Source organism: Rhodopirellula sp. P2 (genome assembly GCF_028768465.1).
In the GTDB taxonomy this organism is placed as follows: domain Bacteria; phylum Planctomycetota; class Planctomycetia; order Pirellulales; family Pirellulaceae; genus Rhodopirellula.
On sequence record NZ_CP118225.1, the window covers coordinates 5,411,855 to 5,435,954 of the forward strand.

At 57.2% G+C, this 24,100-nt stretch carries 20 protein-coding genes and 2 tRNA genes; 10 read left to right on the forward strand and 12 right to left on the reverse strand.

Translation table 11 applies throughout. The features are described from left to right. Positions 1-223 precede the first annotated feature (223 nt). The 3 genes from PSR62_RS19115 to hmpA form a co-directional block, all read right to left on the reverse strand. Positions 224-1,126: an alpha/beta hydrolase gene (locus tag PSR62_RS19115; RefSeq protein ID WP_274404608.1), complete on the reverse strand. Its 903-nt coding sequence runs from the start codon at positions 1,124-1,126 to the stop codon at positions 224-226. Between the two features lie 7 nt (positions 1,127-1,133). Next, the gene (mscL, locus tag PSR62_RS19120; protein WP_274404609.1) at positions 1,134-1,598 is read right to left on the reverse strand and encodes a large conductance mechanosensitive channel protein MscL; all 465 of its coding nucleotides are present in this window, start codon (positions 1,596-1,598) and stop codon (positions 1,134-1,136) included. 357 nt (positions 1,599-1,955) lie between these two features. Next, entirely contained in the window at positions 1,956-3,185 is a 1,230-nt protein-coding gene (hmpA, locus tag PSR62_RS19125) for an NO-inducible flavohemoprotein (protein ID WP_274404610.1), read from the reverse strand. Between the two features lie 329 nt (positions 3,186-3,514). Between hmpA and PSR62_RS19130 the strand changes: the two genes are divergently transcribed. Then, positions 3,515-5,050: a S10 family peptidase gene (locus PSR62_RS19130; protein ID WP_274404611.1), complete on the forward strand. Its 1,536-nt coding sequence runs from the start codon at positions 3,515-3,517 to the stop codon at positions 5,048-5,050. Between the two features lie 50 nt (positions 5,051-5,100). On the opposite strand, the gene PSR62_RS19135 is transcribed toward PSR62_RS19130, so the two are convergent. Then, positions 5,101-5,646: a hypothetical protein gene (locus PSR62_RS19135; RefSeq protein WP_338020227.1), complete on the reverse strand. Its 546-nt coding sequence runs from the start codon at positions 5,644-5,646 to the stop codon at positions 5,101-5,103. A gap of 619 nt (positions 5,647-6,265) precedes the next feature. On the opposite strand from PSR62_RS19135, the gene PSR62_RS19140 reads away from it, so the two are divergent. Then, the gene (locus PSR62_RS19140; protein ID WP_274404613.1) at positions 6,266-7,990 is read left to right on the forward strand and encodes a hypothetical protein; all 1,725 of its coding nucleotides are present in this window, start codon (positions 6,266-6,268) and stop codon (positions 7,988-7,990) included. A 146-nt stretch (positions 7,991-8,136) separates the two neighbouring features. Continuing rightward, positions 8,137-9,669, forward strand: coding sequence for a sulfatase (locus PSR62_RS19145; protein ID WP_274404614.1), 1,533 nt, complete (start codon positions 8,137-8,139; stop codon positions 9,667-9,669). A 294-nt stretch (positions 9,670-9,963) separates the two neighbouring features. Here the strand turns inward: PSR62_RS19145 and PSR62_RS19150 are convergent, their stop codons facing one another. Further along, positions 9,964-10,644: a redox-sensing transcriptional repressor Rex gene (locus tag PSR62_RS19150; protein WP_443217446.1), complete on the reverse strand. Its 681-nt coding sequence runs from the start codon at positions 10,642-10,644 to the stop codon at positions 9,964-9,966. A gap of 452 nt (positions 10,645-11,096) precedes the next feature. Between PSR62_RS19150 and PSR62_RS19155 the strand changes: the two genes are divergently transcribed. Beyond that, positions 11,097-12,824 (forward strand): hypothetical protein, encoded by a 1,728-nt coding sequence (locus tag PSR62_RS19155; protein ID WP_274404616.1) that lies wholly within the window; start codon positions 11,097-11,099, stop codon positions 12,822-12,824. A 343-nt stretch (positions 12,825-13,167) separates the two neighbouring features. Here PSR62_RS19155 and PSR62_RS19160 read toward each other — a convergent pair whose 3' ends face one another. Further along, on the reverse strand, positions 13,168-13,746 hold the full coding sequence (locus PSR62_RS19160) for a glutathione peroxidase (RefSeq protein ID WP_274404617.1): 579 nt from the start codon (positions 13,744-13,746) through the stop codon (positions 13,168-13,170). A 149-nt stretch (positions 13,747-13,895) separates the two neighbouring features. On the opposite strand from PSR62_RS19160, the gene PSR62_RS19165 reads away from it, so the two are divergent. Then, positions 13,896-14,627, forward strand: coding sequence for an SDR family oxidoreductase (locus PSR62_RS19165; protein ID WP_274404619.1), 732 nt, complete (start codon positions 13,896-13,898; stop codon positions 14,625-14,627). After that, a complete protein-coding gene (locus tag PSR62_RS19170; RefSeq protein ID WP_274404620.1) occupies positions 14,618-15,448 on the forward strand; it encodes an SDR family NAD(P)-dependent oxidoreductase in 831 nt (276 codons plus the stop codon). Before PSR62_RS19165 ends, PSR62_RS19170 begins: the two co-directional genes overlap by 10 nt. Positions 15,449-15,586: 138 nt before the next feature. Here the strand turns inward: PSR62_RS19170 and PSR62_RS19175 are convergent, their stop codons facing one another. The 5 genes from PSR62_RS19175 to PSR62_RS19195 form a co-directional block, all read right to left on the reverse strand. Beyond that, on the reverse strand, positions 15,587-16,903 hold the full coding sequence (locus PSR62_RS19175; protein ID WP_274404621.1) for an FAD-binding oxidoreductase: 1,317 nt from the start codon (positions 16,901-16,903) through the stop codon (positions 15,587-15,589). Positions 16,904-17,247: 344 nt separating this feature from the next. Next, positions 17,248-17,589 carry a tetratricopeptide repeat protein gene (locus PSR62_RS19180; RefSeq protein ID WP_047813443.1) on the reverse strand — a complete coding sequence of 114 codons (342 nt, stop codon included), beginning with the start codon at positions 17,587-17,589 and terminating at the stop codon, positions 17,248-17,250. Positions 17,590-17,764: 175 nt separating this feature from the next. Then, entirely contained in the window at positions 17,765-18,913 is a 1,149-nt protein-coding gene (gene ispG, locus PSR62_RS19185) for a (E)-4-hydroxy-3-methylbut-2-enyl-diphosphate synthase (protein ID WP_274404622.1), read from the reverse strand. A 184-nt stretch (positions 18,914-19,097) separates the two neighbouring features. After that, positions 19,098-19,994 carry a polyphosphate kinase 2 family protein gene (locus tag PSR62_RS19190; RefSeq protein WP_274404623.1) on the reverse strand — a complete coding sequence of 299 codons (897 nt, stop codon included), beginning with the start codon at positions 19,992-19,994 and terminating at the stop codon, positions 19,098-19,100. A gap of 167 nt (positions 19,995-20,161) precedes the next feature. After that, positions 20,162-20,776 carry a hypothetical protein gene (locus tag PSR62_RS19195; protein ID WP_274408255.1) on the reverse strand — a complete coding sequence of 205 codons (615 nt, stop codon included), beginning with the start codon at positions 20,774-20,776 and terminating at the stop codon, positions 20,162-20,164. A gap of 467 nt (positions 20,777-21,243) precedes the next feature. Here PSR62_RS19195 and PSR62_RS19200 point away from each other — a divergent pair. From PSR62_RS19200 to PSR62_RS19215, 4 genes are all read left to right on the forward strand, one after another. Further along, positions 21,244-21,332, forward strand: a tRNA-Ser gene (locus PSR62_RS19200). Positions 21,333-21,458: 126 nt separating this feature from the next. Next, a tRNA-Lys gene (locus PSR62_RS19205) sits at positions 21,459-21,531 on the forward strand. Between the two features lie 138 nt (positions 21,532-21,669). After that, positions 21,670-22,380: a DUF1589 domain-containing protein gene (locus tag PSR62_RS25810; RefSeq protein ID WP_443217299.1), complete on the forward strand. Its 711-nt coding sequence runs from the start codon at positions 21,670-21,672 to the stop codon at positions 22,378-22,380. Beyond that, the gene (locus PSR62_RS19215; protein WP_443217300.1) at positions 22,262-22,573 is read left to right on the forward strand and encodes a DUF1589 domain-containing protein; all 312 of its coding nucleotides are present in this window, start codon (positions 22,262-22,264) and stop codon (positions 22,571-22,573) included. Before PSR62_RS25810 ends, PSR62_RS19215 begins: the two co-directional genes overlap by 119 nt. On the opposite strand, the gene PSR62_RS19220 is transcribed toward PSR62_RS19215, so the two are convergent. Further along, a complete protein-coding gene (locus PSR62_RS19220) occupies positions 22,551-24,098 on the reverse strand; it encodes a sulfatase family protein (protein ID WP_443217301.1) in 1,548 nt (515 codons plus the stop codon). The two genes, PSR62_RS19215 and PSR62_RS19220, sit on opposite strands and share 23 nt — an antisense overlap. Positions 24,099-24,100 lie beyond the last annotated feature (2 nt).

A 24,100-nucleotide genomic window follows, 5' to 3' on the forward strand; every position in this document is an offset into this window, starting at 1 on the left:
TGCCCGGCGAAACAGATAACGACAACGGTTCGACTCTGACTCCGCTCTCAAAACGAAGCTGAACGAGAGTAGAACATTTGTCCCCAAATGTTTGCATGCCCAGTTCATTGTCGTCGAGCAGCGTGACACGAACGGTTGAAAGGGAACACGGTCGCAAGGAGGCCTGGCGGATCAAGACTGCCCAGCGGAACAGTTGAGGACAACTGTTCGACTCTGACTTCGCTCAATCGATCCAGCTGAGTGCTTTCAAAAACGCGACCGTCTTTTCCATCGTGTCGCGGTAGATTTTGCCGCCGCCATCGGTCTTCTTCGCGTTGAAGAATCCGTGTGGCTGGCCCTCGTAAAGGTGCAGCTCGCTGCGAACGCCCTGTTCTTGACAGGCGTCGCGGAACCGCTCGCCGGTCGCGACCGGGATCAACTTGTCGTTGGTCCCCAGGAACACGATTGACGGCGGATCGTCCTTCGTGATGTTGTGCGCAGGTGAATACTTCGAGTACGCATCGCCAACTCTGGCGGTGCCCCATCCGCCTGGCCCGTTGTCATAAACGGGGTTGAACAACAGCATCGCCGCTGGTTTGCGAGAAACTCCGTCCACGACTTGGTCATCCATCATGCCCAAGTAGGCGGCCAAGTGGCCTCCTGCTGAACCGCCGCCGGTCGCAATCCGCTCTGGATCGATCCCGAATTGGCTGGCGTTGGCTCGGATGTAGCGAAACGCATCCGAAGCGTCTTCGACGCAAGTGTCCGGTGGCAACTTGGACTTTTTGTTCAGCAACCGATACTTCACGCGAAAACAAACCATGCCGCGTTCCGCCAGTTCCTTGCTGTGCGAAGCGAACTGGCCCGGTTTCCCGCCCGTCCAACCGCCGCCATGAAAGAACACGACTGCGGGACGAGAATCTTCTGCCGACCAATCCGCCGGCCGCGTCCAGTCAACGAACAACTCCGTCGACTTGCCTGACGAATCGTCTGTGATCGTCTTGTACACAAACTGCCCTTCCACCACTTCGCTCGATGCTTCTGCATCGAGCGTGGCGTCGGCGGCGCTGACGAAGCCACCCACTCCGATCGATTGACATGTGAGTGCGGCGGCAAAAACAAATGCAAACGAACGTCGGTGACTCATTGTGTCCTCAGCTTTTTTGAAGGGCGTCGCGAATTTCTCGCAACAGTTGAATGTCCTCGCTCGGCTTGGCGACCTCTTCCTCTTCCGGTTCTTCTTCCATCCGCGCCCGAGCAGCGTTGATCAGCTTAATCGCTACGAACAAGGCGATGGCGATCAGCAGGAATTCAAAAATGGTTTGAGTGAATGGGCCGTAGTTCAAAATGGGATAGTCCTGAACCAGCATCCCGGCACCTTCGCCTTCGATGATCTTTCCAGCCTCGTCGAGCTTGGGCGACTCGGTTTCAATCGTCAGGGCAGCCTCTTTGAAGTTGACTCCCGAGCGAGCTGTCAACAAATTGATCGGTGGCATGATGATGTTGTCGACCAGCGACTTCACGATGCCACCAAAGGCACCGCCGATCACAACCCCAACCGCCAAATCGATGACACTGCCTTTGAGTGCAAACTCTTTAAACTCTTGAACCAAACCCATCTCGACCCCTCGCTCTATGCGACGCACACCACCGGAAAGACACAAACACAACGTTTGCTATGAATGCGCCAAGCGTAGGCGAGCGGAACCGCAGCACCAAGCGGTTGGTTTCAATTTACAATTGTGAGGACGACAGCATTTGTCGACTTCCGATGCGGATGCAAGGACACGAAAGAACCACGCGCGCAACCAACACACGTGGTTCCTAGGCAGGTCGGCTGGAATGATCGGGCACAACCATGTGAGCCGTTTGGGCGTTAGCCCCGGTTGCGTGTGAAAACCGTGGCTAACGCCAACGGCTCACATACCCGATGACACCTGCGTACCTGCTTAGAGCATGCCCCATGACGTGACCGGCTAAGCAGGCACCAATTCTTGCTTGGGACCAAAGAACTCATACTGCAACCGATGATCCGCGACCCCCAGTTCAGACAACGTGGAATGAACCACTTGCATGAATGGCTTGGGGCCACAGAAAAAGAACCGAGCCGTTTCCACGGGCGCCCAGTCGCAGATCGTTTCTTTGGTCAGCAGCCCGGTGGCGTCGCACTTTCCGGAAGACAAATCATCCGCCAGCGGACTGTCATAGATGGTACGCAACTTCAACCTTGGCGATGATTCCGCGAGCGTTCGCAACTCATCCGCGAACGCCTGTGACGCACTGTTGCGAGCTGCCTGCACGAACACGACCTCCGCCTCGGGCTGAGCTTTCAGCAATGACTTTGCCATCGACAGCAGCGGGGTCACCCCGATCCCGCCGGCCAAGAAGACCACCGGTTCCGTCACTTTCTCGCTTGGATCAAGCGTGAATTCTCCACAAGGTGGTCCAACCTCGATCAAATCCCCCTCCTGCATCTGGTCATGCAAATGGTTCGAAATCAAACCGCCTGGCGCATCGGCTTGCAGTGCTCCCTCACGCTTCACGCTGATCCGATAATGAGGCTCTTGGCAATGGTCGGACAAACTGTAGTTGCGAGGCGAGGTGGGCGTGACCGGATGATCGACGTGGACGGTGATGTATTGCCCCGGTTTGAAAGCAGGCAATTCTCCTCCGTCCTCGGGAGTCAAATAGAACGATGTCACACAGTCACTTTCGGGCGTCTTTCGCGAGACCACAAACGTTCGCGTGCCGTTCCATCCACCGGGCATCTGGGCTTGATCCTGATAGATCTCGGTTTCACGACCGATGAAGATGTCAGCCAAGAACCCATACGCTTCCTCCACCGCACCCAGGACTTCTTCCGTCGCCCCTTCGCCCATCACATCCTTGATCGCTGCCAACAAATTCGCGCCCACGATCGGATAGTGTTCGGCTTGAATTCCTAGCGAACAGTGCTTCTGAGCGATCAGTTCCACGGCGGGCAACAACACCGCAGGGTTGTCGATGTGAGTGAAGTAGGCACAGATCGCACCCGCCAAAGCCTTCTGCTGACCACCGGTGTGCTGGTGCGACTGGTTGAAGAAAACCTTGACCTCCGGATTCACTTCAAACATTCGCTCATAAAAACGCCGGGTGATCGTCTCCGCGTTGGCGGCGACGGCGGGCGTGATCTCTTTGACGATGCGAATGGTGTTTTCACTGAGCAAGGCAGCTCTCCCGAATGAGGAAGTCGAAACGAAGCGGCCAAACATCACGCCGCTAAACATTCACCTCAACGTACAGGTTCATTTCTACACGTCAAGGTGGAGTTTCGATTCCGTGGCTGCTCCTCTTCGTTTGCGACACCCGATCGCCCGCCGAGAGAGGCGACTCATCCGCCATTCTCCAGCGATATTGGGCACGGATTGCCCGGCGCCGGCCGAGCCCCCAAGAGTTCATCTTTGCGCCAATCAAAGCATCCGCAGCAAAGTACACTGGCAACCAGTGCGGACCCCGTATTGAACGCTTCACGATGGACACAACAGAGATGGCCCCGATGAATTGGAAATGCTTTGCAAGCTTGTGGATGCTGTTGTTATTGAGCACCAATGTGTTCGGCGACGACGCAGCCCCCTCGAAGGGCACCCCGGCGGAAGAGAAATCGAGTGACGAGTTGACGGACCAATTTGTCACCACCGAGCACTCGTTCAGCGTGGCAGGTGAGACGATTGATTACACCGCCACCGCGGGTCGTTTGGTCATGCAAACTGACGAACTGGATCCCAAAGCAGAAGTCTTTTTCGTCTCGTACACCCGTGAGACCGACGACATTACCAAGCGTCCGATCACGTTCTGCTTCAACGGCGGACCGGGGTCTTCTTCGGTTTGGCTGCACTTGGGGATGCTGGGCCCCAAGATCATCCGCTTCCCAGACGATGCGTCTGTGCTGCGTCCTCCGTATCACCTCGATGAAAACCACCAGAGCCTCCTCGACATCACCGACCTGGTGTTCATCGACCCCGTCAGCACCGGTTACAGCCGTCCCGCAAAAGACGTCAGCAAGAGCGATTTCCATGGCTACAACGAAGACGTCCGCAGCGTCGGCCAGTTCATCCATGACTACACCACTCAGTTCGAACGCTGGCTCTCACCGAAATTGATCCTCGGCGAAAGCTACGGCGGACTGCGCGTCGCGGGGCTGAGCGGCTACCTGCGAGACCATTACAAAATGGAACTCAACGGGGCCATCGTGATCTCCGGTGCCATCAATTTTCAAACGCTGCGGTTCTCGCCCAGCAACGATGTCCCAGACGTGTGCTTTTTGCCGACCTACACAGCGACGGCTTGGTACCACAAGCAACTCGACGAGGAACTGCAATCGCTTCCACTGGCGGAAGTCGTCGCAAAATCGGAGAAGTTTGCGTACCGCCAATACGCCCCTGCTTTGCTGAAAGGTACCAGCATCGGCAAGAAGGAACGTCAACGTGTCGCCGAGGAACTCGCACGCCTGACGGGCCTGTCGGAAGAGTACGTGTTGTCGTCCAACCTCAAGATTTCGATGCAACGTTTCGGCAAAGAGTTGCTTCGCGATCAAGCGTTGACCGTCGGCCGTTTCGACGGTCGTTACACAAACATCGACCGTGACTCAGCCGGCGAGACGCCCGAATTCGATGCCAGTGGCGCCGCGATCTTCGGCCCTTTCACGGCTTGCTTGAACGATTACATGCATCGTGATTTGAAGTACAAGGACCGACGCGTCTACGAGATTCTGACCGGCAACGTGCACCCGTGGAGCTACAAACCCTTCGAAGGCCGCTACGTCGATGCGTCAGAAACCTTGCGTCGAGCGATGACAGCCAACCCGTCCTTCAAATTGTTCGTCGCCTGTGGCTACTACGATCTTGCCACGCCCCATTTCGCGATGGAGTACACCATCGATCACATGGGATTGTCACCGGAACGCAGCAAGAACTTGACGATCAAGCATTACGAAGGTGGGCACATGATGTACGTCCATGAGCCGTCCCTCAAGCAACTGCGTCAAGACCTGGTCGAATTCTACCAAGGTGCGGTTGGCGAAACCGCCGAATAACGGCCTGGTTCGCAAACGCACTGCCGCCTCGGCCACCAGCTGCTCTTTGCTCAGCTGGAGATCAACGCGGCTTCGGACCACAACGATGGATCTTCCGCGACCGGGAAATCAGTGCTGAGCGTCAAGGCTTGGTTGCCGAGTTCCCGATCCGCGACGAGGTAATAGAAACCGATCTGCGATTGGTCCTTGGGGTCGTATCCCGTCAAGGCATCGGCGGGAATCAAACCCGACAATTCATACCCATCGTGCCGCGGGATCGCGTGAATCTTCAGCGCGTCCGGACGAATGGGCTTGGGATTGGTTCGCGCCCGATTGATGGGCACCATCGCCGCGACCGCGCGCTCCCGCTTGGGGCCACCGCCGGCGGGCAACCATAAAAACCGATGGCAATGCTGGGTCGCCCGGTGAATGTTGGGACTGTTCCGGGTGTCCATCCAAAGGTGCAACCCATCGCTCTCGTCCAATCGGGTTTCGCGACACCATGGCAACTGACGTTTCCCATTGACCAGCAAGTGAAACCCGATGCCGGTGACGTCCCACGCGATGCGAACATCGGCAAAGATCGGACTGCCTGAGAGGGCCGCAAAAGAAGGCACTCGGCAGGATGTGGGCAGCGACAACCCTCGCGAGGTCCAATCCAAAGCGTGCTGCTGCAGCCGAACTTCGAACCGGAATAGCATCGTCGGATCGAGAAGGGGACCTTTGGCGGAACTCAAGACTGCAAACCTGCTCGGGAAATTCGCGGGACCATCGAACCGCAGAAACACTCCTGCGGCTACCAAAAGCGTACCGGCTTCGCCCCGTTTTGGAATGGTGGCAATCCGTCCTCGCCAGAGTGGTGAGGCGTGGCCGGTGAGTGCCCAAGCTCGGTTTGACGCTTGCGTCCAACGGCGTTTCGGCAGGCGAATTGTGGGGATATCGTCAAAAATGCGGCCGTGAAACCGCCGGGACTTTACCCAAACGGAACAACTGGAACGGTCGCAGTGAAAACGAATCGCTTTCCCAGGCGATTTCAATTCCCCAGCCGTTCAACTCGCCGATAGCGTGCCTTGGAGCGGGATCTCCATCCGGCGATTTTGGCAGCGCCAACTTCGGCACCCCCCGTTGCCGCTCTGTCCCACCTCACAGCCCACCATCACATTCATTCAAGCTCCGGTTTCGCAGTGGACACTTTATTCCAAGCCTTCGTTCGCTGATCTCCGGCCCAATATAATCATGAAAATCTTCACCCCCATTCGCCATTGTTCCACCACCGCCAAACGCCTCGCTTTGTCGGTCACCATCGCCGGTTCGCTCTTTGCTTCGGGCCTGGCACCATCGCTCGCTCATGCCAAGCAAGTCGATCCTGCTCTCACCGGCGGCATCTCCATCCTCGTCCACCGCTTTGACGAAGACGCCGCCCCCATCGACCCCGCTCCTGTCGATCCCGCCCCCATCGCCGCGGCCCCTGCCGTTGTTGTGGATGCCCCCCAAGCCCAACCCAAAGACAACGAAACCAAAGCCGGGGAGATCAAAGCCGAGGAAGCCGACGCCCAACCCGCCCAGCAAGCCATCATCTCAATCCCGGGAACACACGATTCCATCCCGACCGTCCGCGTTGACATTCAACCCGAGTCCACCGGCGACGAGCTGAAGATTGCCGCGGCCGACCTCCATGATGTGCCCGCTCCCGCGACCAGTGTTCGGCGCACCTCCTCGGACTTCAACGAAATGCTGGCCGCCGTCGCCGCTTCCACCGCGGCCAAGATCGGCATCCCGCTCGAACAGTTCCTTGAACCGTTCGCCATGATTCGCACGCAAGCCAAATTGCCACCCGTCGCTGGCGAACTGGATCCCGGGCTCAACGAAGAAGTGGCCGACGACCAAGCGTTGGCTCAAGCGGTGGCACTGAACCGTTGGTGGCTGGACGAATCGACGCCCGAAGTCACTTCCGACGCGTCTGTGCTGCAGAGCCAAGTGGTTCAAAAAGCCGTGCCCGCCAAGCCTGCACCGCACAAGTTCACGATCGATGTTCGCGAGGAGTTGGCTGCACTCGCCGCAGAAGAACCCTTGGATGTCACCCATCCAGGTGTGATCGTTCCCTTCATCGCCATGCATGACTTTTCAAAACCGGTTGGCAACACGGTTTTGCAAGCGGGCGTTGAACGGATTGCCGAGCCCGAAGTGGCTGCCCAAGACGCCAGCGATTTGGCAGGGAGCTCACCTGTCATCGTGACCTTGGCAGAAGCCTACTTGCCCTATGACCTGAACGAGGGCGATTTCCACGACGCTCAACTGGTGAAGGCATCCCCAGATTGCTTGCTGGAAGAAGCGGTTTGGCAAGTCAGCAAGGCGGCGGAAGTGGCGGAGTGCTTCTCGCCTCGTGAGCTTGGCGTGGTGCTGGCGGATGTGGCTCGCCGCCGGTCGGTGATTGAAGCGGATGTGTTGGATGTCGTGGCGAGTGACCTGGCGTCGCTGATCGCGAAACCTGTCCCGATGATGCTGGTGGATGGCGAACCGATCCCTCAGCCGGTTCCGGACGCGGAACCGGACACGGTTCACTCGATCGACACGATGGTCGTCGACGGGGAAGTCATCCCGGCTCCGACTCCGGATGCGGTTCCCGATGAGTTGCCCAACTCGGCAATCATCGAAATCATGCTCGTCGACGGTGACTTGGTTCCCGCGCCCACTCCCGACGACGCTCCGGATGCGATGGAATCGTCCCCCGCGATTCCAACCATGCTGGTGGACGGCGATGCCATTCCAGCCCCCACGCCCGATGGAATTCCGAACGGCATTGTGAGCCTGAACACTGCCACCGGAATCGAATCCATCGTGGCCGTCGACGTGGTCCCGGACTCAGCCTACCCCGAGCTGAATCCGGGGCTGGATCCCGCCGCGATGGACGCGGAAACGCAGTTGGCCACCCGTCCCGAGGAAGACAACGTTCAGCGTTAAACGTTGCCCCGAGACTCGCCACTGAAACGCGAGCGTCCCGACCTTCGATCGCCATCCGAAACCCACGTCGTTGTGAACCAACGTCGTGGGTTTCGCTCGTTTATACTTGCCGCACCAGTCTCAACCCTCGTGCAGCAGGTACCTCAATGTTTATCAGGCGGATTCTCGGCCTCGGACTGTTCCTCAGCTTGTGTTTCAATCTTCAAGCGTCCCACGGACAAGATTCCGAAAGCTCCCAAGGCAACCAACGCAAGAACGTGTTGTTCTTGATTTCCGATGATTTGAACACTCGCATCGGTTGCTACGGGGATCCGCTGGTCCAAACCCCCAACATCGATCGCCTGGCCGCCCGAGGCGTCCTGTTTCAGAACGCGGCCTGCCAGTACCCCCTGTGCGGCCCGTCGCGAAATTCGATGTTGTGCGGGCTGTATCCGGACACCACCGGCATCCACGGCAACGCCCAGATTTTTCGTGATTCGATTCCTGAGCGTTGGTCGCTGCCACAAGCCTTCCGGCTGGACGGGTACTTCGCCGGTCGCATCGGAAAAATGTACCACTACAACGTTCCCAAATCCGTTGGCACCAACGGCCACGATGACCCCGCGTCCTGGGAACTGGAACTCAATCCAGCCGGTTGCGATCGACTGATCGAAGAACCCGATATCTTCACGCTTCGCAAGAACGCGTTCGGCGGAACGCTGTCCTGGTACGCATCGCCTCGCCCAGACGAGGCCCACACCGATGGGATGCTAGCAGACGACGCGTCCTGGGTTCTGGAACGCTGCGCCAAACGCAACGACCGCCCGTTCTTTCTAGCCGTTGGGTTCTATCGACCGCACACGCCCTATGTGGCACCCAAGGAATACTTCGATCTTTACGACCTGGAAGACATGCCGCTGTTTGACAATGTCAAAGAAGACAACGCGGACGTTCCCGAGGCGGCCTTGCTCAGTCGGAAAAAGGAGCAAGAGCTACTCACCGACGATCTGCGCCGCAAAGCGGTCCAGGCTTACTACGCCAGCACCACGTTCATGGACGCGCAAGTCGGCAAGGTGCTCGACACGCTCAAACGCACCGGCTTGGACAAGAACACGATCGTGGTCTTCACCAGCGACCATGGCTACTTCCTAGGTGAAAAGGGATTGTGGCAGAAGCAAGCCTTGTTCGACCAAGTCGCTGGCGTGCCGTTGATCATCGCCGAACCCGGACGCACCTCCGGCGCGGTGGCCACCTCGCCCGTGGGGCTGGTCGACCTGTATCCGACGCTGACGGAATGGTGTGACGTGCCCACGCAAGAATGGATGCAAGGCCAATCGCTCGTTCCGATGTTGCGGGATCCCTCGGCAGCAGGCCGCGGTCACTCCCTGACGATGGTCGTTCGCAATGATCGTCAAGCCAAACAACGCTACTACGGGTATTCCATTCGGACCCAGCGGTACCGGCTGACCCTGTGGGACGACGGCAAACGTGGCACCGAGCTCTACGATCACCAGAACGATCCCGAGGAGTTCACCAACTTGGCTCACGGCGATCGCAAAAACGATCCCGAGATCGCCACCGTGATTCGCGAGTTGACGCAGAAACTCGAAGCCGAAAGAACCAAAGGGATGCCCGCGTCCGGCAAGCGAACCGAATACAAAGTTGGCAACTGGAACCCAATGCTCCGCATCGACAACTGATGCAGCCACGACAAGGGGGGCTAGCTTCTAGCTTCTAGCTTCTAGCTTCTAGCTTCTAGCTTCTAGCTTCTAGCTTCTAGCTCGTGCTCGTGCTCGTGCTCGTGCTCGTGCTCGTGCTCGTGCTCGTGCTCGTGCTCGTGCTCGTGCTCGTGCTCGTGCTCGTGCTCGTGCTCGTGCTTGTGCTCGTGCTTGTGCTTGCGGCACGAGCCATCGGTGCTCGATGCCAGCCCGTACCACGCTCCATCCCTTGCATCACCAACGCATTCTCCCGCTACCAGGCCAGCCCTCTGCCCATCAACGGTTCTGGATTCGAAACGCCAGCTGTTGCAGTTCACTGGCGAGATCCACGTTGATGATCGCTGTGCCAGCGGGCACGCGAAGGGTTGTGGGGGCAAAATTCAGGATGCCTTGAATCCCACCGGCCACCACGCGAGTGGCGACCTGGCTGGCTTGTTCACTCGGCACGGCCAGGATGGCCAATTCGGGTTTTGCGGTCGCCAACACCTCTTCCAAATCGTCCAGGGAACGAACCGTCGTGCCCCCGACTTCGCGGCCATACTTGCTTGGATCCGTGTCAAACGCGGCCGCCAGCGAAAAGCCCAGGCGTTCGAACCCGCGATAACGCAGCAAAGCGTTGCCCAGCGACCCGACGCCGATCAGGACCGCTTTCCACTGCACGCCTGATCCCAGAACGACACCGATTCGGTCGGCCAGGATCGCAACGTCGTATCCAACCCCGCGACGACCGATCGATCCAATCGAGCTGAGGTCGCGGCGCACGACAGCGGGCGACACATTGACCATCGCGCCCAGGTCACGGCTGTTCGTGGACGTTTCACCGGCATCCAGCAAACGGTGCAATTCACGGTAATACAGCGACAATCGTCCCACCGCGGGCGTCGACAACTCGGCCCGACGATCGCTCTCGTCGGGATTGTCGGAACCGTCCGCAGCGTGCTCTGTGTTCATGCCCATGACCGACCCGCACATTTGTTTTCATTGGAACAACCCGCAAGGTCGGCAAGACTCGACGACGCAATCGTTCCCTTTTGCCAGGACTTCCCTGTTTGCTTGTTCAACGCGTGTCCCGCAGACGATGAAGTTTGTGCATCAAGATCAGTTTTACTAGTCCGCAGAGTTTTCGCCTGTGTCACACACCTGGCACAGCTTATCTCTGACCGACTGGCAAGTGAAGCCTTACCGACCCTCCCTGGCCCACGTGTGGGCCATCCCGCTCTCACAACCGCAGCCTCGGCCTTCGTTCAGTCGACGGGCACACTGCAACAAGAGTGACAGTGAATCAGGCAGCGGATCGGTTTAGCAGTCTGGGTCTTGGTTGGTATGGAGGTCAAGCCGGGGGGTATCCGGCAGGCCAAAGGAAGCTGCGTTATTACAACGTCCCGTTGTTACCTGTGGAGAAACTTACGATGAAACGTTTGTGGTTGTTGCCTGCTCTGATGATCATCTCGGTCGTCTCGGGCGCGAATGCTGCTCACGCTGCTTATAGCGGTGCGATCAGTTACGAAGGTTGTAGCAGTTGTGGTGGTTCCGTTGTTGCCGATGGATCGGTGATGGCAGACGGCTCGGCTGTTGCTGGTGGTTCGGTCATCTCTGACGGTTCGGCCGTCGCCGGTGGATCGTACACCGTGATGCGAACTGTCCGCGAAACAGTGATGGAGCAAGTCCAAGAGACTCGCACCCGCACTCGGAACGAAGTGTACTTCGAAGACCAAGTGGTCAACCGTACGCGGATGGTTCCAGAAACTCACCAAAAAGAAGTTCAGTACACGGTCATGGTGCCGTCGTACGAAACACGCCAACGCACGATCAACTACACGGTCAACAAGCCTGTGTACGAGACTCGTGAAAAGGTGATCAACTACACAGTCAAGAAACCTGTGTACGAAACACGTACGAAAACGATCAACTACACCGTTAACAAGCCTGTTTACGAACAGCACCAACGGGTGATCAACTACACAGTCAAGAAACCTGTGTACGAAACTCGTACGAAGACGATCAACTACACGGTCAACAAGCCTGTGTACGAAACTCGTCAAAAAGTGACCAACTACACCGTGATGGTGCCAACGTACGAAACTCGTACGCGAAACATCAACTACACGGTTTACAACACCGTGCAAGAACAAAAGGTTCGCACGGAAAACTACCGCGTCAGCGTTCCTCAAACGTACACCAAGACCATCACGGTCAAAGGTGGACACTGGGAAACTGTCACGGAAACCGTTCCTGGACCGATGATCCGTCGGACCGTGCGTGAGCCCGGTACTTCGTACTTCGATGCAGCGACTTGCCGAACCGTGTACTGCCCCGGCAAATGCCGAGTGGAATGCGTTCAAGGTTGCCCCAAGACGATCTGCAAGAAAGTCTGGGTCCCAACTTGCGAGCAAAAAGAAGTGACTTGCACCAAGTACGTCTCAGAATGCCGTACTCGTGAAATCCCTTACACCGTGTGCCGTCGAGTTCCTGAGTGCCGCACCAAGACCGTTGAGTACAAAGTGTGCAAGATGGTTCCTGAGTGCCGTACCAAGACTTGCAACTACACCGTGTGCAAGATGGTTCCTGAGTGCCGTAGCAAGACCGTTGAGTACAAAGTCTGCAAGATGGTTTGCGAAAACCGTCAAAAGACCGTGAACTACACGACCTGCAAAATGGTTCCCGAGTGCCGCACCAAGACTTGCAACTACACCGTTTGCAAGATGGTTTGCGAGCCTCGCACCAAAGTTTGCAAGTACACCGTCTGCAAGATGGTTCCTGAGTGCCGCACCAAAGTTTGCGAGTACAAAGTTTGCAAGATGATCCCTGAGTGCCGTACCAAGACCGTGTGCTACACGACTTGCCGCAAAGAGTGCTACCAAGAAACGATCAAGGTCAAGAAGTGCCGCCAAGTGTGCGAGCCTTACACCGTGACTCGTTGCGTGCCACGAGTGGTTTGCAAGCAAGTTCCTGTCACCGTTTGCTGCCCAGCTCCTGTCTGCGGATGTGCAGACGCTTGTGCTCCAGCATGTGCACCTGCTTCGGCTGGTCCTATCCGTAGCTTGCTCAAGGGAATCCTTGGCGGCAACGGCTGTGGCTGCGGAAACGACTGCGGATGCGACGCCGGTTGCGACGTTGCTCCTGCTTGCGGCTGCTGATTGAAATTTGTTCTCAGGGGAGCCCCCCACGACGGGGCTACCCAGAGAACGTTGACGTAACGCTCTCCACACAGCGACCCCAACCTGACTTCGTCGGCCGTGCTGATTCGGACATCGAACCGAATAACGGATCACCGGCCACGATGTCACCGGGGTGCTTGAGTGGACTCCACGCGATCAAACAAAACCGGGGACGAACTTGCCTGACAAGTTCGCCCCGTTTTTTATGCGCTGAAGGAAAGCTTCGAGCTTCGAGCTTCGAGCTTCGAGCTTCGAGCTTCGAGCTTCGAGCTTCGAGCTTTTCGTGCTCGTGACTCGCCACTCGTGCGAGCCACACAGGCCTCTAGCCCTTCAGTGCCGCTTTGATCGCCGAAACCAACTCATCGTCCGAAGGTGCGACCTTCGATTTGTAACGACCGATGACTTGACCATCGCGGCCGATCAAGAACTTTTCAAAGTTCCAACTGATCGGGCCCTTGCCAGCTGGTTTGGCTTCGACGCTGGTCAACTGCTTGTACAACGGCGACGCGTCGTCACCGTTGACGTCGACCTTGCCCATCATCGGGAACGTGACGTTGTACCGAGCACTGCAGAACTCCAAAATGTCGGCGTTTGTCCCTGGTTCCTGCGATCCAAATTGGTTGCAAGGGAATCCGAGGATGACCAAACCGTCTTCCTTGTGAGCTTCGTACAAGGATTGCAAACCGGCGTACTGCTTGGTGTAGCCACATTTGCTGGCAACATTCACGATCAGGACAACTTTGCCTTCGTAATCGTGCAGATCGACTTCCTTGCCTTCAATCGTTTGGGCTTCGTGAGCCAAGACGCATTCGTGATCCGCCGTCGAATCCGCGGCGGAAATAGGTTGAGAAGCAGTCATCAAACAACCCAGGGCGAGTGTGAGAAGCAAAAAACGTGACATCGATTTTCCTGTGGAAAACAAAATGGGGGACGGGACATTCAACGCGAACACTATAACCGTCTCGCCAAGGGGGGATTGCGAAATGCCTGCCGCAAATCGAAAATCGAAGTTCACCCCACTGAACCATCCCCCCACACTTGCGATCCACCATGAACCTGAAAGACAAAGTCGTTGCCATCACCGGCGGAGGCACCGGAATCGGGGCAGGAATCGCTCGCGAATTGGCCATGGCAGGAGCGAAAGTCACCGTTGGCGGACGTCGCGAAGCCCCACTGAAAGAGCTCGCCAGCTCCATCGATTCCCCCAACCCAGTCCGCACCCACACGATCGATGTCGCTGACAACGACAGCATCGAAGGGTTTTTCCAAGACATCCGCGCAAGCGACGGCGACGTGGACATCTTGGTCAACAGTGCCGGAATCAACATCGCCAAGCGAACCATGGCGGACATGGATCCCGACGAATGGGATCGCGTCCTTCGGATCAACGCCACCGGCGCCTACCGCTGCATCCACCAAGTCATCGGTGCCATGCGCGACCGGCACGACGGCTTGATCATCAACATCTCATCCGTCGCTGGAAAGCGAGCGATCACATTGGGCGGAGTCGTCTACTGCGCCAGCAAATTTGCGATGACCGCGATGGGAACCGCCATCGCCAACGAAGTTCGCCACGAAGGCGTTCGGATCACCAACGTGTACCCCGGCGAAGTCAACACACCGATCCTGGACAATCGCCCGGTTCCGGTCAGCCAAGAGCACAAAGAATCGATCCTGCAACCCGAAGACATCGCTTCGGTCGTGCTCTCGATCTGCCAACTGCCACCTCGTGCTTGTGTCCCTGAAATCGTGATCAAACCCACCACGCAAGAATGGGTGTGACCCCGCCAACGAAGACTCCCTCCGCGATCGTCACAGGAGCCTCCGCGGGATTGGGCCTGCACGTCTGCCGGCAACTGCTCCGTGAGGGCTACCGGATCACGATGCTGGGTCGTGATCCAGAACGACTCCAACACGCTGCGGAATTGCTCTCGAAGGAACACGCCGCTGACTCCATCGCTGTGTTCGCGGGAGACGCCTGCGATACCGCATCGATGCAAGCCCTGGTCGATCAGCACGTCGCCCAGTTCGGGGCGCTCGATGCTTTGGTCAACGTGGTTGGGCGCAGTGATCGTGGACTGCTGATCAACAGTGCGCCTGCCGAACTCGAATCGTTGTTTCGCGACAACGTGGTCTCCGCCTGGACGTGCTGCCGCGCCGCTTACGAGGAACTGAAGAAGTCACGCGGCACGATCGTCAATCTCGGGTCGCTGGCCTCCCGCCTCGCGCCGCGTTACCTCGGCGGCTACGTCATCGCAAAACATGCCTTGGTCGGCTTTTCGCGTCAGCTTCGGATGGAACTGGAAGCGGACGGGATCCATGTCGGCGTCGTTTGCCCGGGCCCTATCCGTCGCGACGACGACCAACCGATTGACCGCTACCAAACGGACAAAAAGGCTGGCGTTCCCGCCACCGCCGCGCAACCCGGCGGCGGAGCCAAACTGAAAGGATTGCCGCCCGAGAAAGTGGCTGCCGCAGTGTTGCGATGCATCCAGAATCGCAAGATCGAAATCGTGATGCCGCCCAAAGTCCGAGTCCTGATGGCAATCAACGCGGTCTCCCCCCGACTCGCGGATTGGTTGCTCAGCAAAAGCACCGCCTGATGCCGCATCTCGACGGGGAATGCAAGTTCAGGCCGTAGCGAAAGTCGTCAAGACTTTCGGCAATCCAGCATACGAATCGAAACTCTTGACGAGTTCCGCTACGGGAAGACTTTGCTGCGTTGGCTGGCAACCAAGAACTCAAGCGTCGATGACGACTTCGCTGACCGGCTTGGCAACACACAGCACCACTTCGCCATCTTCCAGATCGCATTCCGGTGACTCGGCGTATGTCACCTTGCCCGAAACCAAACGACATACGCACGCGCCGCAATCACCTGAACGACACCCCGAATCAACCTCGACGTCCAACGATTCCGCCACGTCCAGCAAACCTTCCATCCCAGCCTCAAACGCGGCGGACTTCTCGCTGGTTTGAAACGTGACGCTCCAACCAACAGACTCATCTGCCCCCGGCCCATCGACACCTGCTTCATCCGCACCGGGAGCACAAGCCGGAACGGCCAAGGCCCCTGCCGACTTGGACTTACCGCCAAACGATTCGAACATCACGCGATCAGCCGCGGCACCACGTTCGATCAACCCATCCGCGATCGCGTTCATGAACACATCGGGACCACAGATCAAATACTCGCCGCGGTGATGACCGAGGCGATCCACAATCTGCTCCGCTGACAATCGCCCGACCGCATTGCCGGGTTCGATGTCACCGGCTTCCGGTCGGCTGAACCAAAGATGCACACGCACGCCTGAGGTCGCCTCCAGCATTTTCGCGATCTCGCGAATCGGGGTCAGGAACGGTGCGTCGATCGCATCCCGAACTTGATAGAACAAATTGACTTCGCGATCTGCTCTCTCGTTCAGGCTCTGGAACATCATCGACAACATCGGCGTGATCCCAATTCCGGCGGCGATCAAATTCAATGGCTGCGGATCGCGAGCCTGACTTTCGGCCACCGAGTAATGGAACTTGCCCTTGGGGACCTGGATTTCGATCGAATCGCCCACCCCAACGGTGTCGTGCAGCAAATTGCTCATCGTCCCGCCCGGCACTCGCTTCACCGTGATCCGGTAGTGCGGTTCATCCGGGCCACTGGAAAGGCTGTAGCAACGCGAGACATTTTTGCCCGTCGATGGATCCTTCAAACGCACGGTCAGATATTGCCCGCCTAAGAAAGGTGGGAACGGTTCACCATCGCTGGGGACGAACACAAACGAACGACAATCCGGCGACTCGTCCTTGATCGATTGCACGCTGACCGACCGCCATCCCTTCCACCGCAACGGATGCTGCGACACGTCCGGCTTGGCAACGGTCTGTGTTTGCTCAGCAGACTCCTTGGTGGCGGCTCGAAACGGATCGCCACGACGAAGTTTCGGAAGCCGTTTTCGCGTCAGCCGCTTCCATTCCCACTCTTCGATCGCATCGGCACTGCCAACGAACAACAGGAAACAGCTTCCACAGAAAATCGCGGCGAAAAACAACGATGGAGACACGGCTCAAACGCTCAGCAAAAATCGGAAGCAATCAAATTCGACAGGTTCGTCTGTGAATTTGTTGCTCCGCCAAGCCAGCGTGCACGCAACGATGACCGGAATCCAACGCAGTCCGTCCTTGCCTGGTCAGCTTGCAACGGTCGTGACGGTTGAGCCGCAACAACGCAGAACCCGCAGGCGGATCACTGGCCATTGCTCGCGGCAACGCTCAACGCGATTGCCAGCGAAACGTTTTCTTAACGCAGAGGCCGAGAGGCTCGGCCATTGTCCAAAACACACTCGAAACGTCCCAAGCAATCGAGTCCGGCTACATTGCACCGAGTCCGAATCCTTGGCGAATCCGGCTACATCGCGTTGAGCTGCTGAGCCCGTGCCATCGCGTCTTCGGCGGCAGCGATGTAGGCCTGGTTCTGCGTTCCCGCCCAAGCCCGCTGATAGGTGACGCTCATCGCGGTGAAGTTGAACGCGTCGTCGGGTTCCAGCTCGCAAGCCTTCTTGCCGTGCTCGATCGCTTCTTCGTGCTGGCCCGTTTTTGTGTAAACACGAGCGAGCGCCAAGTGAGCGATCACAAACGTTTCGTCTTCTTCCACCAACGGTTTCAATCCCGCGATGGCTTCTTCGAATTTTTCCTCGTCGATGATTTTTTCGACTTCGTTGTATCGTTCGTAAAGTTCGTCGCTGGCCATGTGAATCTAAATCAGAGAACTAGGTGGATTGAAAAGCATTCAAAAATGGACGTCACTGCAACTCATTCCTCGGGTAGCGAAACTCGTCAAGAGTTTCGAGTTGCATGATGGTTCGCCGAAAGTCTTGACGACTTCCGCTACGAATTGGTCCCGAAAACCAAGCGAAGACAAAAAGCTATTGCTTGGCGGCGATCAAATCGTCGAGTTCCTGCTTCAACTTTGGCAGGATTTCGTCGTACCCAAATGCACCGAGTGCTTCCGGGCCACGCTTTAGATTGACTTTTGCAGGCCCGCACCACAACCCGAGGTCCGCGTCATCCGTTTCGCCGGGCCCGTTCACACGGCATCCCATCACGGCGATCGTGATCGCATAGTCTTGAGCAAATGCCGTCATTTCCTTGACTTTGGCCGCCAAATCGATGAACGCCTCATTCTCGACACGAGAACAACTGGGGCAACTGATGATGTTCAGTTTCGAATCGTCGAACTTCACCACGCTGCGAACACGGCCCGCATGAATGTCATCGACAATCTGCTTGCCAGCATCGATTTCTTCCGGTTTGCGTGGGTTCGGCAACGTCAGCGAAACGCGAACCGTGTCGCCAATGCCTTTGCCAATCAATTGCTCAAACGCGATTCGCGTCTTGATGATTCCGTCTGGCGGCATGCCCGCTTCCGTCACGCCCAAGTGCAATGCGACATCGGGTCGTTGTTCAGCAAACAGCGTGTTCACTTGGACGACTTTGGACGGGTCGCTGTCCTTCAACGACACGACAAAGTTGTGAAACCCCAACGAGTCGACCAGTTCGCAGTGTTCCAGCGCCGATTCCAGCATCGGTGTGATTGAATCGTTGTGGTCGTACTTTTCCTTCTTCGCTGGATCAACACTGCCGCAGTTCACGCCGATCCGGATCGCGCAGTTGTTGGTGCCGGCGATGTCGATCAGATAGCGAACCTTTTCCTGCCAGGTCAACTCGCGAGCGTGGTGATACAGGTGGCCGGGGTTGTACCGAATCTTGTCGACGTGTGGCGCGACCTTTTCGGCCAAGCGAAAATTCTCCTGCAAATCAACGGCCAGGTTCGCTTGCGTCTGCTTGCGAATTTCCGCCAACGCTTCGGCGTCTTTGTCACTGTCGACCGCGATCCGGACGACGCCAGCACCACGAGCGTGCAGGGCTTCGGCTTGCTCGACCGTCGCGTCGATGTTTTGAGTCTTCGTCGCCGTCATGCTTTGAACAGCGATCGGGTGACCGTCTCCGATCGTGATCGATCCGATGGTGACCGGGCGAGTCGGGTTGCGGCGAATTTTCATGAACGAAAGCAATCAATCAAAGAAAAGGTTGGACGAAGGCAGCTTGGCCGCGTTGAGCGAGTGCCCGCTCGGTTTAAGAATCATCGCTCGCAAGCACGAATTCGGGCAATGACCGCTCTAGAACCCGTGAGTTTTCAGACGAAACGGCATCTGACAAGGCACCCTGTCAGAGAAAACCGCAAGAAACCCTGACGGATCACTCTGTCAGTTCAGCCAATTCGCGTTCGTAGAGCTGCCGAATCTGATCCAAGTCCGCGTCAATTTTGGGCAATTGGGGGTCCATGTCACGCAGCGTTTCCCGAACGATCGCGGCGACGGACGCATCTCGGTACCACTTTTTGTCCGCCGGGATCACGTGCCAGGGAGCGATTTTGGAATGACATTTTTCCATCGCGTCCTCGTAGGCTTCCCGGTAAGCGGCCCATTTGTCGCGGGCTTCGTAATCCCCCGCGTTCAGTTTCCAGTGTTTATTCGGATCGTCCAAGCGTTTCTTGAAGCGTTCGAGTTGTTCCCGCGGACTGATGTGCAGGTAGAATTTCAAAATCCGAGTGCCACGATGCGCGAGCATCTTCTCAAAGTCATTGATGATCGCGTAGCGTTCTTTCCAAACCGACTTCGGAACCAAGTCCTCCACCCGAACGACCAACACGTCTTCGTAGTGTGAGCGATTGAAGATCGAAACCTTGCCGACCGCAGGCGTCGCTTTGTGAATTCGCCACAGAAAATCATGAGCCCGCTCTTCCGACGACGGCACCTTGAAGGGATGCGTGCGACATCCCTGCGGATTCATCTGGCCGAGCACTTTGCGAATCAAGCCATCTTTGCCAGCCGCGTCGGGGGCCTGCAAGACAACCAGCAGCGACTGCTTGCCCTCGGTGTACATCCGGTACTGCAAATCGCGAATTTCGATGTTCGCTTGATGCGTGAACGCCCGACCGTGCGTCTTGCCTTCGAACGGCCCGGCACACTCCGTGTCGATCTTTTTCAGCGACACCTTGTCACCTGAAAATGGCAAACGATGGGCGTCGACGAAGTCAAACTTGGGATCGAGATCCCAATGCGGTTCGTTGGTTGAAGTTTCTTCCGTGCTCATGCTGTTCCTGTGATGGGGTGGAGCGGCTTCTCGTAATCCTTGTTGATTCGAAGCCCCCAGAACTTCACCCTCCCTCAGGGAGGGTCGAGCGAAGCGAGGGGAGGGCCGAGCATGAACTCATGCATCGAGCTCCCCCGGCCCACCGCGAGATCCGCCAACAAAATGCGTCAGTCGATTGCACGAATGACGACATCGTCGAATTCGTTCAGATCATCGAACGACCCCAGACCGACCCGGCCGGCTCCGAAGGTTTTGTCGACGACACTCATGTGTGGCGTCTCCATGTCGTCAAAGAAGACATCAATCTTTCCGGTCGCGATATCACGGCGAACCAACACGTTGTGCCAATCATTGCCCCAGGGCGTCAGCTTTTCATTCGTCGTCAACGCCAAGCGGGGCGCGTCTTTGACGATCATGATTTGACCACTGTGTGGGTCGGGCTTGGCACCCAAGTGGACGTAATAGAAATGCGATGAATCTTGGTAACCAAAGAACACGCAGCAATCTCGGTGATTCCCGGTGTCCAGCGTGCTGCGAACACGAAACTGGATCTCGCAGCTGCCGACCTCGAGGCCCTTTGCCAAAGCCACGTGGCCGGGGCTTCGGGTCGGAGGCGAGTACTCGGATTTCCGATCGGTGATCTCGATCGATCCATTCTTGGATTCGCCGGTGGGGGAATTGAACTTCCAAGTCTTGGGGTCCAGGTACTCCCATTTTTGGTCGCCGTTTTCAAAGTCGTCTTGAAACACGACTTTTGCCGGCCGAGCGTCTTCGGCAGACACAAGCGGGGAGTAAGCGGAAAGGGTGGATGCCGCCAAAGCGGCCGACAAAACGTTCGCAAAAAGAGGTCGCATGTTGGTCAAGGTCAGGTGGGAAAGGGGAGGGGAAACTCGGCGGTTCAACCCAACAGCGGGAAGAAAGGCATCCGATGGTTGAATCCAACCGTGAATGGGAAAACAAACCATGGAAAGGGCGAACCAGCGAGTGAACGTCCAGTGTAGTGCAACGAAAGACTCCGCGGCAGAGTTCGCGGGGTTCGCCGGAGGGGGGAGGTGAGCCCCGGTTTCGGTTCCAATTGCGGTAACTGAGTCGGTTGCAACAACTCGTGGGGATCCGAACCTAGAAAAAGTTCTCCGTGTCAGCCTGTCAGAGGCCAGAAAGGGTTGCAGCCGAAAGCGGAATGAAGCACAATCCCGCCTGACCGAAACACGTCACGCGGCGGCAACGTCTCGTGGGCACGTTTCCACCAGGAGCGGTGGCTGAGTGGTCGAAAGCGCCGGTTTGCTAAATCGGTGAACCGGGAAACTGGTTCCGCAGGTTCGAATCCTGTCCGCTCCGCTTGAACTCGGTCGGCCGGATTGCTTCTGCAATTGGCAGCTTTTTTTTCTGGCATTCGCTCTGGAATGTCGGTGAATCTCGCTCCACCGTTTCGGTTCAGTTCAAACCGACGATTCGTCGTCGGTCGAGAGTGTAGCTCAGTTGGCAGAGCATTCGACTTTTAATCGAATGGTCCTGGGTTCGAGTCCCAGCACTCTCACTTCTTTTTTCTGGCCCCGGCGTGGGCGAGCGGCCTGCGTGCCAAACTTGCCTCTGAGGTAGCCGGATTCGCCAAGAATTCGGACAGGCAACTGAAACGCGGGCGTCCGAACTCTTTTTCGACGCAGAAACGCATGGAATGGCGCGAGAGAGAATACGTTTCGAAGATGGATCGATCAGCCGATCGCCCACGCTTACCGGAAACCAACCAGACACGCTCGCCTCCCGGCTGACTCAATCAACAGTCTGCAGCGCAGCGTTCTTCCTTCATCCCGGCGGGGATAAAAACTTGCGCAACCACCTTGCGTCACAATCCAAAACATCAAGCCCCGTCGGCCAGGTTGCACCTGGCGACCGAGCCGATGCTTTGGAACAAAGCGAGGCGTCACCCCGCTCCACCCCAAGACCGAGATGGAAACTCAACCGGCCAAAACCATCGCCAGGTGGAACCTGGCCTACTTCAGCTCAAACGCCCAATGACTCCAGCAAGTCAGGCCTCACTACCTCGCCCGCCCGTAGGCCAGGTTGCACCTGGCAACCGAGCCGATGCTTTGGAACAAAGAGAGGCGTCACCCCGCTCCATCCCAAGACCGAGATGGAAACTCAACCGGCCATCAACCATCGCCAGGTGGAACCTGGCCTACTTCAGCTCAAACGCCCAATGACTCCAGCAAGTCAGGCCTCACTACCTCGCCCGCCCGTAGGCCAGGTTGCACCTGGCGACCGAGCCGATGCTTTGGAACAAAGCGAGGCGTCACCCCGCTCCATCCCAAGACCGAGATGGAAACTCAACCGGCCATCAACCATCGCCAGGTGGAACCTGGCCTACTTCAGCTCAAACGCCCAATGACTCCAGCAAGTCAGGCCTCACTACCTCGCCCGCCCGTAGGCCAGGTTGCACCTGGCGACCGAGCCGATGCTTTGGAACAAAGCGAGGCGTCACCCCGCTCCACCCCAAGACCGAGATGGAAACTCAACTGGCCATCAGCCACATTCACTTGCGTTACCATCCGGTTGCGATCACTCGTAATCCCATTTCATGATCCAGGGATCGTCGTACTTTTTCTGCAGCTTCTTGAGCTTCGCCTTGTAAGCCTCCAAGACCTCCGTGTGACTGCTGCTGATCGCCAAGTTGGTCGACTCATTCGGATCGGCCTCGATGTCGAACAGTTCAAACTCGGGACGATGAACGTACTTGCCGACCGTCTGCTGCCCATAAGGGGCGTCCATCCCCTTGGCCAACTGTGCCTGCCAGGAACTGGCGGCCCACAAGTCGCTGGCGAACGGGTAGTCCAACGCGTGAGCGATGTTCCAAATCAACTTGTACTTGCCGTCACGAATGACTCGCATCGGGTAGTACATCTGAATTTCGTGGAACGTGTGCGATGCAAAGATCTCTTCGTGATGAGACTTGGCCGGATCCGCCAAGACGTCCAACCAACTGCGACCGTGGTAATGATCCAGCGGCTTGTTGCCGTTGTGATTGTCCATCGGTGAAACGCCCAATTGATTGCGCAGCTTTTTCGCTGGGACCAACTTCCTGGGAGCGTTGGTCTTCCGATCCAAACCACCGGCGAAATCAAGCAGAGTCGGCGTGATATCGATGTGGCTGATCATCGCATCGCTCTCCACACCACGCTTTTCTTGGTAGGGATCACGAACGACCATCGGAACTCGCAAACCGCCTTCGTACACCGTCGTCTTGCCGCCGGCAAAAGCCATCCCGTGATCACTGGTGAACACGAGCATGGTTTTGTCGTAGAGGTCAGCCTCTTTCAAAATCTCGACGAGCCGTGCGACGCCCTGATCAACGCGGGCACAGGATTGGTAGTACTGAGCCAACTCCGAACGGGTTTCAGGCGTGTCTGGCAAAAACGCTGGCACGACCACGTCCTTGGGATCAAAGAAGACTTCTTCGACGCCCGGGTAAGCACCTCGTCGCGGTTTGTTGCCAAACAAATCGGGCTTGAGCTCCAACTCAGACGTCTTGTCGACGCCACCACCACGGTGCGGGTCCGAGGTTGCGAAGTACAGGAAGAACGGACGGTCATCTTCCGTATCCGTCAGAAAATCCTTCGCGGTTTCTGCCATCTCGACGGCACTGCGAGAGTTGGCCTTCAAGTAGGTTTCGTAGTGGTAAACCGATTCGGGCGCAACGTGATACTTTCCAATGTGCCCGGTGCGATAACCGGTGTTTGCCATCACACGTGGCAGAGCCAACCCGGCGACGTCATTGAACGATGCAAACTTGTGATAATGGTGTTGATGCCCAAACTGTCCGTTACGATGGTTGTGCAAACCACTCATCACCACACTTCGGCTGGCGCTGCACGAAGCCGTGGTGGCAAACGCGTTTCGAAACACCATCCCGTCTGCGGCGACGGCATCGATTGCGGGCGTCACTGCCGCGGGATCGCCATAACACCCCAGCGTGGGACTTTCATCGTCCGTGATAATGAACAAAACATTTCGTTCTGCCGCGTGCAGCGACATTGATGCGAACAAGCAGGCGACAACCGTCGTCACGACGAGGGAGCCACGTGCCACCAAGGTCCAAGGATTTTTCATGT